Raw genomic sequence first — 15,303 nt, forward strand, 5'->3', positions numbered from 1 at the left:
GACCGACAGCCATGTCACAGATCCAAAAGGTATTTTTAGGCGCCGTCGCGCTCGCCGCGACGCTCGGCGCCGTTCAGGTGGGCGCCGTGCAGCTGGCCTCCGGCCATGATCTGGCCGACCGCTGGCAGGCGGTCGCTGACAAGCCGGGCCACAACGTGAATCGCTCCAGCAAAGCCGACCGGTTGGCCGATATCAAGCAGGCGGAGGTTCCAACCCGTACCGTGTCGATGCGGCTGAACGATCTCGCCGACACGTCGGTGCTGCTGCGGGTCCCCGCGGTGATCGAGACCGGTAACGACGGGCCGCCGGTGTTGCTCCCGGACCAGAAGCAGAGCCGCAAAAAGCCGACCATCGCCTGCGAGCCGATGGTCAGCTCCCTGACCGAGGTCGCAAAGCTGCTCCAGCCCGGTCGCTGTGTGACCTGATCGGCATTTGCCACGGACACGTCGGCCTCCGCCCCGGGGGGCGGTTGCTGACGTCACTTGATCCCCTGCCCCCTCGCGTTATATCCCGGGTTTCTTTCCCTTTCGATTGACCGGGTAAACGCATGACGACGTCAGACACGGCTGTGCATACGCAGCCCTTCCAGGCCGAGGTTTCCGAGCTTCTGCACCTGATGGTGCACTCCGTCTATTCCGAGACCGATATCTTCCTGCGCGAGCTCGTCTCCAACGCATCGGACGCCTGCGACAAGCTGCGCTATGAGGCGATCGCGAGTCCGGCACTGCTGGGCGAGGGCGACGCGCCCAAGATCCGGATCATTCCGAACAAGACGGCCGGAACGCTTGCGATCGCTGACAATGGCATCGGCATGGAGCGGCAGGAGCTGATCGACCACCTCGGCACAATCGCCCGCTCGGGCACCAAGGCCTTCGTGTCGAAGCTCAAGGAGGCCAAGGATGGTCTCGGCCTGATTGGCCAGTTCGGGGTCGGCTTCTATTCCGCCTTCATGGTCGCCGACAAGATCGTCGTGGTCAGCCGCCGCGCCGGCGAGAGCGACGTCTGGACCTGGACCTCCACAGGCGGGTCGGGCTTCGAGATCGCGCGTGCCAGCGAGGAGGATGCGGCCCGCGTGCAGCGCGGCACCGAGATCGTCCTGCACCTCAAGGACGATGCGAAGAAATATCTCGAAGCTTACGAGATCGAACGTATCGTCGGCGCTTATTCCGACAACATCCTCTTCCCCATCGAGCTCGTGCCTGAAGAGGGCGAACCGCGTCAGATCAATTCTGCAAGCGCGCTGTGGCAGCGCTCGAAATCCGAGCTCACGCCGGAAGACTACAAGAAGGCCTATCAGCAGATCGCCTCCGCCTTCGACGATCCCGCGATGACGCTGCATTATCGCGCGGAGGGGCGTTACTCCTACGCCGTGCTGCTGTTCGCGCCCTCGACCAAGCCGTTCGACCTGTTCGAGCCGAACCGCAAGGGGCGCGTCAAGCTCTATGTCCGCCGCGTCTTCATCACCGACGATGCCGATCTTCTGCCGGGCTACCTCCGCTTCATCCGCGGCGTCGTCGACAGCGAGGATCTCCCGCTCAACATCTCGCGCGAGATGCTTCAGAACAATCCGCAGCTCGCACAGATCCGTAAGGCCGTGGCGACCCGCGTATTGTCCGAGCTCGAAAGCCTTGCGGAGAAGGATCCGGAGAACTTTGCGAAGATCTGGGAGGCCTTCGGTGCGGTGCTGAAGGAAGGCATCTACGAAGATTTCGAACGCCGCGAAAAGCTGCTCGCGCTGTCGCGTTTCACCACGACCTCGGGCGAGAAGCGTTCGCTGAAGGACGTCATCGCCGCTTTCAAGCCGAACCAGACCGAGATCTATTATCTGGTCGGCGACAGCATCGAGCGGCTGAAATCGAACCCCCGGCTCGAGGCGGCGACTGCGCGCGGCATCGAAGTGCTTCTGCTGTCCGATCCCGTCGACGCCTTCTGGACCTCGATGCCATCGGAGTTCGACGGCAAGCCGCTGAAGTCGCTGAGCCAGGGCGATCTCAACCTCGACCTGATCCCGCGCGTCGACGACGCGGACGAGGCGAAGAAGGACGAGCCCGCCGCCGACGAGGCCGCCACCATCGCGGTGATCAAGGCCGCGCTCGGCGAGCGCGTTAGCGATGTCAAGGCCTCGACGCGTCTCACCAGTTCCGCCTCCTGCCTCGTCGCCGACAGCCAGGGCCCGAGCCGCGAGCTCGAGCGCATCCTGGCCCAGCAGAACCGCGGCCTGCGCACCAAGCCGATCCTCGAGATCAACCTGCGCCATCCGCTGGTCACCGCGATCACGAAGGCTCAGGCCGGCTCGAAGGCGGTCGACGATCTCAGCCTGCTCCTGCTCGAACAGGCGCAGATCCTGGACGGCGAGCTGCCGGAAGACCCTGCCGCGTTTGCGGCAAGGCTGAACCGGCTGGTGTTGCAGGGGCTCGGCGGGTAGCGGGCGCAGTGCACCGCACTCACCTTGCCGTCATCTGCACGCAGGAACGGTCGCCTCTGTCGTGGTGTTGTGCCATATGAGGCGGTCGGCATCCCGGTCGCCGACATGAACGATTCGAGGATTTCTCCATGCGTTTGCCGATCCTGACCCTCACCGCAATTGTCATGCAGTTCGTGGCGGCAGATGCCAGCGCCCAGACCTACGATCCGCGTTACCCGGTGTGCATGCACGTCTACACGCCCGGCGGCTTCGGCGGTGGCGGCGGCGACTATTTCGACTGCTCCTTTACCTCGCTGCCGCAGTGCCGCGCCACGGCCTCGGGCCGCTCGGCAAGCTGCGACGTCAACCCGTATTATGCTTTCGACCCACCGCCGCCGCAGCCGCGCCGGCGCCACAAGAACGTGCACTAGCGATCCGCAATGCGACTTTCGGGGGCAATTTTCATGCGTCGCTTATTCGGCCTGATCATGACCGTCGGTGCACTGCTCACGGCCGCGCCGTCGCATGCGCAGACCTTCGATCCGCGCTATCCCGTCTGCATGCACGTCTATTCCGGTGCGAACGGCGGTGGCGGGGAGTGGTACGATTGCTCCTTCACCTCAGTGCCGCAGTGCCAAGCTACCGCTTCAGGCCGCTCCGCCAGCTGCGATCTCAATCCGTATTATCCGTTCAACGCACCGCCGCAGCGCTCGCGCCATCAGCGGGGCGGCTAGCGCTCACCGCCCGTTCGGCCATCAATCCGACGGAGCATGCAGGACTAGCTGCCGTGAGGCGCCTTGTTGGCCGCGGTGACGATCGCGTCGGTCAACTGCCAGGTCATCTTGTCCGTGGTCCAGTCGCTTGCGTGCAGCCTGCTATCGTCGTCCGGGTCGACCATGCGGTCGAACGAAATTCCTGCAACATCGTGCCAGCTCTTCATCAGTGCGAAGCGACGAAAGACGTTGATCCCCTTCGCATGCGCGATCTCGCTGATCGCCGCGACCATCGCGTTCGCCTTGTCGGCCTTGGCCGGTGTCAGCAGCGCCGGCACATATTGCAGGTCCATCAGGATCACGTCGATCCGCTTGGCGCCGAGCAGCCGGTCAATGCCCTCACGGATGGCGTGCGTGGTGTCCTTGAACGAGGGCGGATCGGTGGATTGCCACACTGAATTGGTTCCGACCTGCCAGATGACGAGATCGGGGTTGAGATCGAAGACGTCATGGTCGAACCGCTTCAGCTCCAAAGGGGCCTCTTCGCCGCCAACGCCCCGGTTGACCACTTCTATCATGGCATTTGGAAATCGTATCCGAAGGTCGGCCAGCAGCCGCTGCGGATAGGGAGCGATGCCTCCTTCGCCCGCCGTGCTCGACGAGCCGATCGCGACCACCTTGACCTGCCTGTCCTTCAGACGACTGGCAAAATGGGTCAGCGGCTGCTCGAACGGCGCGACCTGGACAGGAAACTCAGACGAGTCGAGAGCCAAAGGTCGTCTCCCTTTCGCAATCCGGACAATGCAGGGTCAAAAAGCCTAACCCGTTTGCCCGGAGCCGCATAGCCTCCCGCGCAGCGCGCCCCGGCTCCGCTGTCGCAAAAATTGCCAGGCCGCGCGCACGTCGATCGCATCCGGTTTGGTAAAGGATGACTAGAGTTAATCGCGCACTAACCCGGTTTTACCCTGTCTCTTAACACCTGGGCAGGGCGTGCGAGCTAAGCTGCCGGGCACCAGCAGACACGTTCCGAAAGAATGAACGGCATGACAACCGGCATCATCGAGCAACCGAAAGCCGCGCGCGCACCTTCGGCTTCGAAAATCTGGCTGAAGGCGATCGAGCTCACCGCACGGATCGAGACGTTGCCGGGCAGGCTGTTCGCCGACGTCGTCGATGATTGGGCGCAGCGCCAGCCCGATCGCATTGCGCTGGCCACCGATGACGCGAGCCTCGACTATGAGGGGCTTTCGAAACGCATCAGTCGCTATGCGCGGTGGGCACGCTCGGCCGGTGTGGCCAAGGGCGACACTGTCGCGCTGATCATGCCGAACGGCATCGACTATGTCGCGGCCTGGCTCGGCATCAGCCGGGTCGGCGGCGTGGTCGCGCTGATCAACACCAAGCTCGTTGGCCAGTCGCTCGCGCATTGCATCGGAGTCGCAAGGCCCGCTCACGTCATTGTCGCGCACGAGCTTGCGGAGGCGCTGGACGGGGCGTCGCCGCACCTGAGGACGGAAGCAAAGGTCTGGACTCATGGCGATGCCCGCAGCGAACGTGCGATCGATGTCGCGCTTGCCGCGCTCGATGACGGGCCGCTTTCGCCGGACGAGCGTGGCGACGTCACCATCCACGACCGCGCCCTGCTGATCTACACGTCCGGGACGACCGGCCTGCCGAAAGCCGCCAGCATCAGCCATCGCCGCATCCTCAACTGGGGCTTTTGGTTCGCCGGCCTCACCGGCGCGACGCCGCAGGATCGGCTCTACGATTGCCTGCCGCTGTTCCACTCGGTCGGCGGCATCGTTGCGCCATGCAGCATGCTCGCCGCCGGCGGCTCGGTGGTGATCGCGCAAAAATTCTCAGCGTCGAATTTCTGGCCCGACATCGTGCGCCACGACTGCACGTTGTTTCAGTATATCGGCGAGCTCTGCCGCTATCTGCTCAAGGCGCCGCCGTCGGAATACGAGAACCGGCATCGCCTGCGGCTCGTCTGCGGCAACGGCCTGCGCGGTGACATCTGGGACGATTTTCAGGCGCGTTTCGCCATTCCGCGTATCCTCGAATTCTACGCGGCGACGGAAGCCAATTTCTCGCTGTTCAACGTCGAGGGCCAGCCCGGCGCGATCGGCCGCGTCCCGCCGCTGCTCGCGCATCGTTTCCCTGCCGGTCTCGTCAAGCTCGACCCCGATAATGGTGCGCCGCTGCGCGATGCAGAGGGATTTTGCATCGCCTGCGCGCGCGGCGAGCCCGGCGAAGCCATAGGCCGCATCGGCACGGCGGATGAGGGCGGCGGCCGCTTCGAGGGCTACACCGAGGCGAGCGAGACCGAGAAGAAGATCCTGCGCGATGTCTTTACCAAGGGCGACTCCTGGTTCCGCACCGGCGATCTGATGCGCCTCGACGAGAAGGGCTTCTTCCACTTCGTCGATCGCATCGGCGACACCTTTCGCTGGAAGGGCGAGAACGTCGCGACCTCGGAGGTCAACGACGCCGTACGCGATTTCACCGGCGTGATCGATGCCACCACCTACGGCGTCAACATCCCCGGCACCGATGGCCGCGCCGGCATGAGCGCGGTCGTGGTGAACGAGGGCTTTGACGTCGAGGCGTTGCCCGCCCATCTCGCTCAGCGCCTGCCGGCCTATGCTCACCCCGTCTTCATACGCATCTCGCGCGAGCTCGATGCGACCGAGACGTTCAAGCAGAAAAAGGGCGAGCTCGCGCGCGAGGGATTTGATCCGGGCGCGGTCTCCGATCCGCTGTTCATGCTGGACCCGAAGACCTGCGCCTATGTTGCGCTCGATTCGGAGCTCTATACACAAATCAACAAGGGGGCGATCCGGATTTAGCCGCCCGAAAATTCGGAGATAGGTCCAATTTTATCCGAATTGTCCAAGAAGCCATTTACTTCTGTCGGGTAAACAAACGGCCAAGGGAGGCGGTCATCAAGAGCCGCCGCAACACGAACGACAACAGAAGCGAGCCAGCCATGTCGGTACGGTCTAAGGTCATTGAAGCGATCCAGCAGATCGCCAAGGAGCAGCACGTCGCACTTCCCGCGCTCTCGGACGATCTGTCGCTGCACGAGACGGGCTTCGACTCGCTCGCCTTCGCCATCCTTGTGGCGCGCCTCGAGGACGAGACCGGCGTCGATCCCTTCACCATTTCTGAGGACGCAGCGTTTCCCGCCACCGTGGGCGATTTCGTGCGGGCCTACGAAAATGTCCCCGCGTGAGATCTTTGCGCTTCGCGACCATCTCGGCGCGGAGCTGACCGGCCGCACGCTGTCGGACGCGCACGATGTCGTGTCGCTGACGGATATCCGGTCGCAGACGGTCTTGGGTGGCCGCCTGGGCGAGCTGTCCGGCCGCGCGGTGCTGCTGAAATTGTCCGACCAGCTCCGATCGGGCCTTGCCATGATCGAGCTCGACGGTATTGCGCGCCGCATGCTGCTGTGCCCGCCCGATCTTAATCCCGCGCATCTCGATGCGCTGATGGCGGATGCCGGGATCGATGCCGTCGTCACCGATGAGCCCGATCGCTCGGCCGAGACCGGCGTGCCGCTCGTCGTCACCGCACAACTGCCGCCTCAGGCTACCACGCCGGCCAGGACCGAACGCGCCACGGAATGGCTGATGCTCACTTCGGGCACGTCGGGCGTGCCGAAAATCGTCGGCCATACGCTGGAAGCACTCACCGGCGCCATCGTCGCCGAAGGCCCGGCGCGCGGACCCGCGCCGGTATGGGCGACGTTCTACGACATCCGCCGCTATGGCGGCCTGCAGATATTCCTCCGCGCCGTCCTCTCCGGCGGCTCGATGGTGCTGTCCGATCCCCATGAGGCGCTCGGCGATCACGTCACGCGGTTGAACGCGCGCGGCGTCTCCCACATCTCCGGCACGCCCTCGCACTGGCGCAAGCTGTTGATGAGCGGCTCGGCCGCGCAGTTCGCGCCGCGCTATGTCCGCCTCTCCGGCGAGATCGCCGACCAGGCGGTGCTGGACGGCCTGAAAGCGGCGTTCCCGAATTCCTCCGTCGGCCATGCCTATGCATCGACCGAGGCGGGCGTCGGCTTTGCCGTCAATGACGGGCTGGAAGGCTTTCCGGCGGACTATCTCGGCAGTCGCAACGGCGTCGAAATGAAGGTCATCGACGGCTCGCTACGCATCCGCTCGACGCGCACGGCGCACGCCTACATCGGCCGCGACGCGGCTGCGCTCACCGATGTAGACGGATTTGTCGACAGCGGCGATATCGTCGAATTGCGTGGCGACCGCTACTATTTCGTCGGCCGCCGCGGCGGCATCATCAATATCGGTGGGCTGAAGGTTCACCCCGAAGAGATCGAGGCGGTGATCAACCGTCATCCCGACGTGCGGATGTCGCGGGCGAAGTCACGTAAGAGCCCGATCACCGGCGGCATCGTCGTCGCCGACGTGATCCTCGCCGACGGCACAGATCCGTCGCGCGCGAAAGACATTCGCGACCAGATCCTGGATCAGTGCCGCGCGCAGCTCGCGTCCCACAAGGTGCCGGCGGTGATCCGCTTCGTCGAGGCGCTCGACGTCACCCCGGCCGGCAAACTGGCGCGCACCGATGCATAATGTTCTCGTCACCGGCGGTAGCCGCGGTATCGGCCTTGCTATCGGCAAGCGGCTTGTCGATGCCGGCTACAACGTGATCGCGGCGGCGCGGCGCGAGAGCGACGAGCTCAAGGCCGCGATTGCCGGGTCGGAGGGCCGCCTGCATTTCCGTGCCTGCGACCTCGCCGTAGTCGACGCAATCCCGGCCTATGCAAAGCTTGTGCGCGACGAATTCGGCCCGATCTACGGCCTCGTCAACAATGCCGGCCTCGGCACCGAAGGCCTGCTCGCGACCATGCACAATTCCGAGATCGAGGCGCTGGTGCAGCTCAACGTGCTGTCTCCGATCATTCTCACCAAATATGTCGCGCGCCAGATGATGGCCGACGGTGCCGGCCGTATCATCAACATCTCCTCAATCATCGCGACCACCGGCTATAACGGCCTCTCGGTTTACGGTGCGACCAAGGCCGCCGCCACCGGCTTCACCCGTTCGCTCGCGCGCGAGGTCGGCAAGCTCGGCATCACCGTGAACGCGATCGCGCCCGGTTTCATCGACACCGAGCTGACGCACAATCTCTCCGACGATAGCCGCAAGCGCATCGCCGGCCGCAGCGCGCTGCGGCGCCTGCCGGAGACCGACGACGTCGCGCGCATGGTGGAATATCTGCTGGGCGAGGGCGGTCGCAATGTGACGGGTAGCGTGTTCACGGTCGACGCGGGCAACACGGCGTAGGCGGAACTCCATCGCCACAATTGCATTGATCCGGCGCAATGACATCATCCGCATTTGGTCGTAAGATGCCGCGCAATCGATTGGGTTACGTCAATCGATCTGCCCTAATCGATAGGGAGCAGTCCATGACCGCTTCGAACCCGGGCAAGGCGTCGGCAAAGCTATCTTCCGCACAGCAAAGCGACGTTCACGGCCAGCCCGTTCACTGCGAGCCGATGTCTCATCAGAATTCCGGTGATCACGGTTACGAAATGTATCCGCAGAAATTCGTGCGCCTTGTCGGCTGCCACGACGTTCCCGCCTCTGTGCTGCGCAAGCGTCAGGACGAGAAGCTGCACTAGGCATTCAGGTCCGGTGCTTCGGCAGGTCAATCCGTTCGTGCGAGAACTCCGGCGGGCCATCGGTCAGACGGCGGATCCGGCGCTCGCGTTCGTCCTCAGAGAGGGCAGGATCGAGCAACCCCTCGAGTTCATGCACTGCGAGTTCTTCGATCCTGGTGGCATCCGAGGCGAGCGGGTGCCCTGGCGGGAGTGCCGGGGGCGCGACCTTCAGGCCCAGTTCGACCAGCGTGCGGATAGCATCCGAGCGCGACAGGTGATGGGCTTCGGCCCAATTATCGACGGCCGCGGTCAGGCTTTCCAGCATCTTCACCGCGCTGATGGGATCACGCCCGGTGCGCCGGCGTACCGGAGCGATGGAGTCCTTCTCGTTGAAGTCGGACACGTCGATGTTCCCGTGCAACCATGTCAGATCATCGAGACTAGACGCCATTTGCGGCCCGCTGTTTGATGCCGATCAACGACCTTCTGTGGCATTGCAGCGCGCCCTCATCTTGTTGTCCGGGTCCATTTCGGCCAATGGTTGCAAGGGCGCGCCCCCCGGCGAACCCGGATCGATCCTGCTACGTATGTCTTTTGGACGCGCGTCCCAACCATCCGGCATCATCCGATGACATCCTTTTATAGCGGCATTCCGGTCTTTCGCGGCTTCACCAGCCTGATGGACCCCGCTTTGTATTCGCCGCTGCCCGACGACTGGAGCGTCGGCGTTGCCGACATCGTGGATTCGACCAAGGCCATCGCGGCGCAGCGTTACAAGGCGGTGAACATGGCCGGTGCCGCCGTGATCGCGGCGGTGACGAACGCATTGGAGGGACGCGAATTTCCCTTCGTGTTCGGCGGCGACGGCGCGAGTTTTGCGGTCGCTCCCCGCGATCTCGAGCCGGCCCGCGAGGCTTTGGCTGCGACCGCGACCTGGGTGCGGGAAGATCTCGATTTGGGGATGCGCGTTGCGCTGGTGCCGGTGAGCGCCATCCGCGCGCAGGGCCTCGACGTGCGCGTCGCGCGCTTCGGTCCCTCGGCCAATTTGTCCTATGCGATGTTCTCGGGCGGCGGGCTCGCCTGGGCCGACGCCGCGATGAAGCGCGGCGAGTTTGCGATCACCGAAGCGCCCGCGGGCACGCAGCCCGATCTCTCCGGCCTGTCCTGCCGCTTCGAGGTCATTCCGGCGGCGCGCGGCCTGATCCTGTCCGTGTTGGTGATGCCGACCCAGGGCGCCGATCCCTCGGCATTCCGCAAGGTGATCGAGGACATCATCCATCTCGTCGAGCGCAGTCCGGATGCCGGTCGGCCCGTGCCGCCGCAAGGTCCGCCGCTGACATGGCCGCCGCAGGGGCTGGACTATGAGGCGCGCACCAAGCGCGGAGGTCCGTTGCTCGCACGCCGCGCCAGCGTGCTGGCCTATACGCTTTTCGTCTATCTGATCATGCGCTTCAATCTCAAGGTCGGCGGCTTCGTGCCGAAGCTTTATAAGCGGCAGCTCGTGGAGAACTCCGACTTCCGCAAATATGACGACGGCCTGCGCATGATCCTCGACTGTACGCCGGAGCTCGAGCGCGCCCTCAGTGATCGCCTCGCGACTGCCGCGCGCGACGGCATCGTGCGTTACGGCCTCCACCAGCAGGATGCAGCGATGATGACCTGCTTCACCCCGTCCGCGCTGCGCAGTGACCACGTCCATTTTATCGACGGTGCGCGGGGCGGCTACGCTTCGGCGGCGACGGCGCTGAAGGCGATGATGGCGTGAAGCGCTAGCGCCCCGCCCGGGTCCACGTTTCTCCGCCGCAGAGCGCGCCAACGCACCCCTCAACCCGCAGCGAATCCGCTGATGTCACCGTAACGCTGCTCGCATAGGTGCTGCCGTCGTCGGCATTGTAGATCTGACCCGACCATTTGCTCGGCCCTGACGGCTGCATGCCGCTGAACAATGGCAAGCCGATCATCGGGCGCCTGGCGAGGGCGGGATTGGGATTCTTGCTGTCGGTGGCGGGCTGGCCGGTCGCGGTGTCGTGGGGTTCACGCAGCCAGACGACATTGCCGCAGATGCCGCCGCCGCATTTGCTGATCTTGACGCGGGCGTCGCCGGCCTGGGTCAGCCAGGTCCCGTCGGCGCTCTGCGCATGGGCGGCAGTCGCGCCAAGGAGCGCAGCCAGAAGGACGATGAGAGCAGCGAATCTGGAAGTCATGGAGAGAGCCCCAAAGTGGAGCGCCTCCATAGCAGCCTAGCAGGATAGTGCAACGCTGGATGGAATCACATTCGCGCGTTTATTTGCCTGCGTGCATTGACCTGTGCTCATTTGCCCCAGCGTACCAAGGCGACCGAGGCCGCGGTCGATAGCCCGAACACCGCCATTGCGCCGCCGACCAGCGCGAACAGGGTCCAGGCCGGAGCCTGCGCCATCATGAGGGCGCCGCCGCCGATCGCGACGATCAGCAGCCGCGCGGTGGAGGCGAGCACGGGACCGCCGACCCGCGCCGCGCCCTGCGAGGAGAAATACAGCGACACGCCCATGCCGAAGAACACGAAGGTCGGACCCGCCCAATGGAAATAGCTGTGCGCGGCGGCGGCAACGCCGGGATCCCTGGTGAAGAGCGAAACCCACAGTGACGGATCGAGCGCGATGACGACACCGATCAGGCCGACCGTGATTCCCGAGGCCGCGGCCGCGGTCCAGGCCACGCGCCGCGCGCGCTTCACCTGTCCGGCGCCCATCGCCATGCCGACCATCGGCACCGAGGCGATGCCGAAGGCGAAGGTGATCGGGATCAGCAAGAATTCCAGTCGCGAGCCGATGCCATAACCGGCCAGCATCTCGGTGCCGAAGGTCGCCAGGATCTTGGTGAAGATCAAAATGGTGAGTACCGTCTGGAGCGGCGACAGGCAGGCCACCGCGCCGACCTTGAGGATGTCGAAGAACAACGCGCGATCGAAATGGAAGGCACGGAAATCCAGCGGCAGCCGGCTGCGGCCGGACCAGAGATACCAGAGGAGAAAGATCGCAGCACAGGTGAATGCGATCAACTGACCGGCGGCGACACCGGGCATGCCGAATTGCGGCACACCGAACAGGCCGAGCCCCAGCGTGCCGCCGAGCGCGATCTGGAGCACGCTCGTCCCGATCAGCGCCATCGAGGGCAGACGCATGTCGCCAGTGCCGCGGATCACCGAGGCCAGCGTGTTGACGAGCCAGATCGCGACCGCGCCGGAGAACAGCATTTGCGAATAGCCGCTGGCTTCCTCGAGCACGCGCTCGCGCCCGCCCAGTAGCGTGAAGAACGAGCGGCCGAAGACGAGCATCGTCACCGTGAAGAAAAGCCCGCCGCAGAGGCCGATGATGGCGGCATGCAGCGCCAGCGTCGCCGCACGGGTCCGATCGCCTGCGCCGAGCGCGCGGCTGATCGCAGACGAGACGCCGCCGCCCATCGCGCCCGCGCTCATCATCTGCGTCAGCATGGCGAACGGAAACACCAGCGCGATCGCTGCAAGCGGGATGGTGCCGAGCCGGCCGATATAGGAGGTCTCAGCGATCGCAACCAACGTGCTGCCGACCATCGCGATCATGTTGGGGATCGCAAGCCGCAGCAGCGTCGGCAGGATCGGTGCCGTCAAAAGACTGGCGATGGGGGAGGCGGCCGGGGCAGGCGGCGGCACGGCGTCCAGGGAGGCGTCGATCGTCATGTGTCACCGCGCGGAATATTAGATGATGATCGACATATTATATGGCGCGCAGCCCCGGCACCAGCCGCGCCTCACGCAGGGCTCACCAGGGCAGGCCGCAGAGGTCGATGGTGCCCAGCGTCGGCGCGCTGACGATGTTGCAAACATAGGGCGCCATGTGAGTGAAGCGGATCCGCCCCTCCGGCTGCTCGCAATAGACCTCGCCCTTGAAGGGGAGCCAGCTGCGGGCCTCGTAGAAGGCGACATTGTGCGGCTCGCAGAACAGCAGCGCGAAGCGGACCGCCTCGTTGGCGCGCATGGTGTGCAGCGCGGCGTCGATCGCCATGGTCGCATAGCCGCGGCCGCGCCGGTCCTCCCGCGTGCAGACGCCGCCGATGCCGCCGATGTGAACCTTCTGCCCATTCCAGGTGACGGTGCGGAAGTAGATGCCGACGTGGCAGACGAGACCATCCTCGGGCGTCTCGATGAGCACGCGCAGGTCGGCATTGGCCCATTTGACGTGAGCCCAGGGCTGCTTCCCGACGATATCAGGCCCGAAGACCGCCCGATGCAGCGGCTCCGCCATCCGCCACGAGGCGTCGCCGTTCAAAATGTCGATCTCGATGCTCATCGCTCTCTCTTTCGCATCTCCGCGCCGCCGGTGCGTTTCGTTCTGCCATAAGCACCTCAAAGGCAATGATATTTTACGGCCTGGTTGAAACGCCGACATCCTTGCGACGATTTTATGCAATCCGGCCAAGCCGCTGCACCACGCTTTTGGAAAAATTCGCGGTATTTAACGGCCACGGAACCTTCTATAAGGGGTGACCGTTAAGTCTCGTTCCCCCATCAGTCGCGGACAACACCCATGACCTTTACGCTGCCCCCACTCCCCTACGCCTATGACGCCCTCGGACAATTCATGTCGAAGGAAACGCTCGAATTCCACCACGACAAGCATCATCAGGCCTATGTCACCAACGGCAACAACGCGCTCAAGGGCACCGAATGGGAAGGCAAGTCCCTTGAGGAGATCGTCAAGGGCTCGTTCGGCAAGAATCCCGCGGTCTTCAACAATGCCGGCCAGCACTACAACCACATCCATTTCTGGAGCTGGATGAAGCCCAATGGCGGCGGCACCAAGCTGCCGGGCAAGATCGAGAAGAAGATCAACGAGGACCTCGGCGGCTTCGAGAAGTTCAAGACGGACTTCCAGGCGGCCGGCGTCGGCCAGTTCGGCTCCGGCTGGTGCTGGCTCCAGGTCAAGAACGGCAAGCTCGAGATTGCCAAGACCCCGAACGGCGAGAATCCGCTGGTGCACGGCGCCACCCCGATCCTCGGCTGCGACGTCTGGGAGCACTCCTACTACATCGACTATCGCAACCGCCGTCCCGATTATCTGAAGGCGTTTGTCGAGAACCTCGTGAACTGGGAATACGTCGAGTCCCTGTTCGACAAGGCCTGAGTTCGACAAGGCCTGAGCTCGACAAGGCCTGAGCTCGACAAGGCCTGGGGCTTCACGCATTCCGGGGTCGGCTTTGCCGCTCCGGAATGACGGAATTGAAAAGGCGGTCGCAGGCGCGGCCGCCTTTTTGCTGTGCGGAATTCGCACTTCACCTCGCATGGCTCTGCGCGAGGTGTGCATCGCTCCCGTCATCGTACTGTTTGCATCGCATCCGCGGCGCCCTTAATCAGGACGGGCATCACCCTCGAGCCGAACGCGCCCGTTGTCAGAACCCTCCCCGAAAGACCCGGCGCCCGCCGAGGACGCGGAATCCGAGCCGCGGCCGGGCCGCGTGCGCAAGCCGATCGGCTGGTCGACCATCATCATCGCAGCGCTGGTGGCGGTGAGCGCGGGTCTGGTCTGGCGGCGTGACGGCACCGACGGTGTTCTCGACATACTGACCCACGATCTCTCGCTGTTCAGCGGCATCCTGCCGCGCGTGCTGGCCGGCTGCCTGCTCGGTGCGTTCATCTCCGAGATCCTGCCGCACGAAAAAGTGTCGCGCGCGCTCGGGCCGAAATCGGGCCTCAAAGGCCTTCTGATCGGCACCGCCTTCGGCGCGATCCTGCCCGGCGGTCCCTTCACCGCCTATCCCGTGGCGAGTGCGCTGCTCGCGGTCGGCGCCGATTTCGGTGCCACCATCGCCATGGTCGTGAGCTGGACCTTGATCGGCTATGGCCGGGCCGTGGCCTGGGAAATCCCGATCATGGGCACCGACTTCACGCTATGGCGCATTGTCATCTCGCTGCCGTTGCCGGTGCTCGCAGGCGCGCTCGGCCGCTTCGTCTATGTCCGGCTCTATCCGAAGCCGGCCACCAAGGACGACGAGAATTGAGCGCCGCGCTTCTGATCGACATCCTGTTGTGGGGCTCGGTGTTCGGCGTTGGCCTGATCGCCTTTCGCCGCGGCCCACCGGTGTTCAAGGCCTCGCTGCGCGAAGGCTCGATGGACTTCATCAACATCGTGCCGCGGATCGCGCTGGGGGTGATCGGCTCCGGCTACATCGCCGCCATCATCCCGCAGGAAGTGATCAGCGGCTGGCTCGGCCCGGACAGCGGCTGGCTCGGGGTCGCGACTGCCGTGGTCGCCGGGGCCGCGACGCCCGGCGGCCCGGTGATCGGGTTCTCTATCGGTACGGTGGCGCTGAAATCGGGCGGTGGGGTGCCGCAGGTGGTGGCCTATGTCGTCGCCTGGGCGCTGTTTGCCTTCCAGCGGGTGATTTTGTGGGAAATTCCGTTCATGCCGGCCCGTTTCGTCTGGTTCCGCTGTGCGGTCTCGCTGCCGTTCCCGTTCGTCGCCGCCGCCATCGCCATGGTGATCGGCAAGCCCTGAGCCCGGCGTGGACAGGGGTAATGTTATAATATAAC

18 protein-coding genes are annotated in these 15,303 nt (G+C 64.5%); 13 read left to right on the top strand and 5 right to left on the bottom strand.

Annotated features, from left to right (window positions below; genetic code table 11):
* Positions 1-11: 11 nt before the first annotated feature.
* From IVB41_RS05865 to IVB41_RS05880, 4 genes are all read left to right on the top strand, one after another.
* Entirely contained in the window at positions 12-425 is a 414-nt protein-coding gene (locus tag IVB41_RS05865) for a hypothetical protein (RefSeq protein WP_247427785.1), read from the top strand.
* Between the two features lie 122 nt (positions 426-547).
* On the top strand, positions 548-2,425 hold the full coding sequence (htpG, locus tag IVB41_RS05870; protein ID WP_247427809.1) for a molecular chaperone HtpG: 1,878 nt from the start codon (positions 548-550) through the stop codon (positions 2,423-2,425).
* Positions 2,426-2,553: 128 nt separating this feature from the next.
* Positions 2,554-2,835, top strand: a complete 282-nt coding sequence (locus IVB41_RS05875; protein ID WP_247427812.1) for a DUF3551 domain-containing protein — start codon at positions 2,554-2,556, stop codon at positions 2,833-2,835.
* Positions 2,836-2,868: 33 nt separating this feature from the next.
* A complete protein-coding gene (locus IVB41_RS05880) occupies positions 2,869-3,138 on the top strand; it encodes a DUF3551 domain-containing protein (protein ID WP_247427814.1) in 270 nt (89 codons plus the stop codon).
* Between the two features lie 44 nt (positions 3,139-3,182).
* Here IVB41_RS05880 and IVB41_RS05885 read toward each other — a convergent pair whose 3' ends face one another.
* Complete coding sequence (locus IVB41_RS05885; protein WP_247427817.1) at positions 3,183-3,890, bottom strand: SGNH/GDSL hydrolase family protein; 708 nt, start codon at positions 3,888-3,890, stop codon at positions 3,183-3,185.
* Between the two features lie 261 nt (positions 3,891-4,151).
* On the opposite strand from IVB41_RS05885, the gene IVB41_RS05890 reads away from it, so the two are divergent.
* The 5 genes from IVB41_RS05890 to IVB41_RS05910 all read left to right on the top strand — a co-directional run bounded on the left by IVB41_RS05890 (position 4,152) and on the right by IVB41_RS05910 (position 8,777).
* The gene (locus tag IVB41_RS05890; RefSeq protein WP_247427820.1) at positions 4,152-5,966 is read left to right on the top strand and encodes a long-chain-acyl-CoA synthetase; all 1,815 of its coding nucleotides are present in this window, start codon (positions 4,152-4,154) and stop codon (positions 5,964-5,966) included.
* Between the two features lie 140 nt (positions 5,967-6,106).
* Positions 6,107-6,352: an acyl carrier protein gene (locus tag IVB41_RS05895; protein WP_007597226.1), complete on the top strand. Its 246-nt coding sequence runs from the start codon at positions 6,107-6,109 to the stop codon at positions 6,350-6,352.
* Positions 6,339-7,721 carry a class I adenylate-forming enzyme family protein gene (locus tag IVB41_RS05900; RefSeq protein ID WP_247427839.1) on the top strand — a complete coding sequence of 461 codons (1,383 nt, stop codon included), beginning with the start codon at positions 6,339-6,341 and terminating at the stop codon, positions 7,719-7,721. Before IVB41_RS05895 ends, IVB41_RS05900 begins: the two co-directional genes overlap by 14 nt.
* Complete coding sequence (locus IVB41_RS05905) at positions 7,714-8,436, top strand: SDR family NAD(P)-dependent oxidoreductase (RefSeq protein ID WP_247427842.1); 723 nt, start codon at positions 7,714-7,716, stop codon at positions 8,434-8,436. Before IVB41_RS05900 ends, IVB41_RS05905 begins: the two co-directional genes overlap by 8 nt.
* Positions 8,437-8,561: 125 nt before the next feature.
* Positions 8,562-8,777, top strand: a complete 216-nt coding sequence (locus IVB41_RS05910; RefSeq protein ID WP_247290104.1) for a hypothetical protein — start codon at positions 8,562-8,564, stop codon at positions 8,775-8,777.
* 4 nt (positions 8,778-8,781) lie between these two features.
* On the opposite strand, the gene IVB41_RS05915 is transcribed toward IVB41_RS05910, so the two are convergent.
* Positions 8,782-9,207, bottom strand: coding sequence for a hypothetical protein (locus tag IVB41_RS05915; protein WP_247427845.1), 426 nt, complete (start codon positions 9,205-9,207; stop codon positions 8,782-8,784).
* A 177-nt stretch (positions 9,208-9,384) separates the two neighbouring features.
* On the opposite strand from IVB41_RS05915, the gene IVB41_RS05920 reads away from it, so the two are divergent.
* The gene (locus tag IVB41_RS05920) at positions 9,385-10,521 is read left to right on the top strand and encodes a DUF3095 domain-containing protein (protein WP_247427849.1); all 1,137 of its coding nucleotides are present in this window, start codon (positions 9,385-9,387) and stop codon (positions 10,519-10,521) included.
* A gap of 4 nt (positions 10,522-10,525) precedes the next feature.
* On the opposite strand, the gene IVB41_RS05925 is transcribed toward IVB41_RS05920, so the two are convergent.
* The 3 genes from IVB41_RS05925 to IVB41_RS05935 all read right to left on the bottom strand — a co-directional run bounded on the left by IVB41_RS05925 (position 10,526) and on the right by IVB41_RS05935 (position 13,063).
* Positions 10,526-10,960, bottom strand: a complete 435-nt coding sequence (locus IVB41_RS05925; RefSeq protein ID WP_027565559.1) for a DUF2147 domain-containing protein — start codon at positions 10,958-10,960, stop codon at positions 10,526-10,528.
* Positions 10,961-11,067: 107 nt separating this feature from the next.
* Positions 11,068-12,453, bottom strand: a complete 1,386-nt coding sequence (locus tag IVB41_RS05930) for an MATE family efflux transporter (RefSeq protein WP_247427852.1) — start codon at positions 12,451-12,453, stop codon at positions 11,068-11,070.
* Between the two features lie 82 nt (positions 12,454-12,535).
* Complete coding sequence (locus IVB41_RS05935; protein ID WP_027565557.1) at positions 12,536-13,063, bottom strand: GNAT family N-acetyltransferase; 528 nt, start codon at positions 13,061-13,063, stop codon at positions 12,536-12,538.
* A gap of 237 nt (positions 13,064-13,300) precedes the next feature.
* Between IVB41_RS05935 and IVB41_RS05940 the strand changes: the two genes are divergently transcribed.
* From IVB41_RS05940 to IVB41_RS05950, 3 genes are all read left to right on the top strand, one after another.
* Positions 13,301-13,897, top strand: coding sequence for a superoxide dismutase (locus IVB41_RS05940; RefSeq protein WP_007615200.1), 597 nt, complete (start codon positions 13,301-13,303; stop codon positions 13,895-13,897).
* 262 nt (positions 13,898-14,159) lie between these two features.
* Positions 14,160-14,771 carry a permease gene (locus IVB41_RS05945; protein ID WP_247284735.1) on the top strand — a complete coding sequence of 204 codons (612 nt, stop codon included), beginning with the start codon at positions 14,160-14,162 and terminating at the stop codon, positions 14,769-14,771.
* Positions 14,768-15,268: a hypothetical protein gene (locus IVB41_RS05950; RefSeq protein WP_027514082.1), complete on the top strand. Its 501-nt coding sequence runs from the start codon at positions 14,768-14,770 to the stop codon at positions 15,266-15,268. Before IVB41_RS05945 ends, IVB41_RS05950 begins: the two co-directional genes overlap by 4 nt.
* The last annotated feature ends 35 nt before the right edge of the window (positions 15,269-15,303 follow it).

The organism is Bradyrhizobium sp. 44, assembly GCF_023073095.1.
In the GTDB taxonomy this organism is placed as follows: Bacteria; Pseudomonadota; Alphaproteobacteria; order Rhizobiales; family Xanthobacteraceae; genus Bradyrhizobium.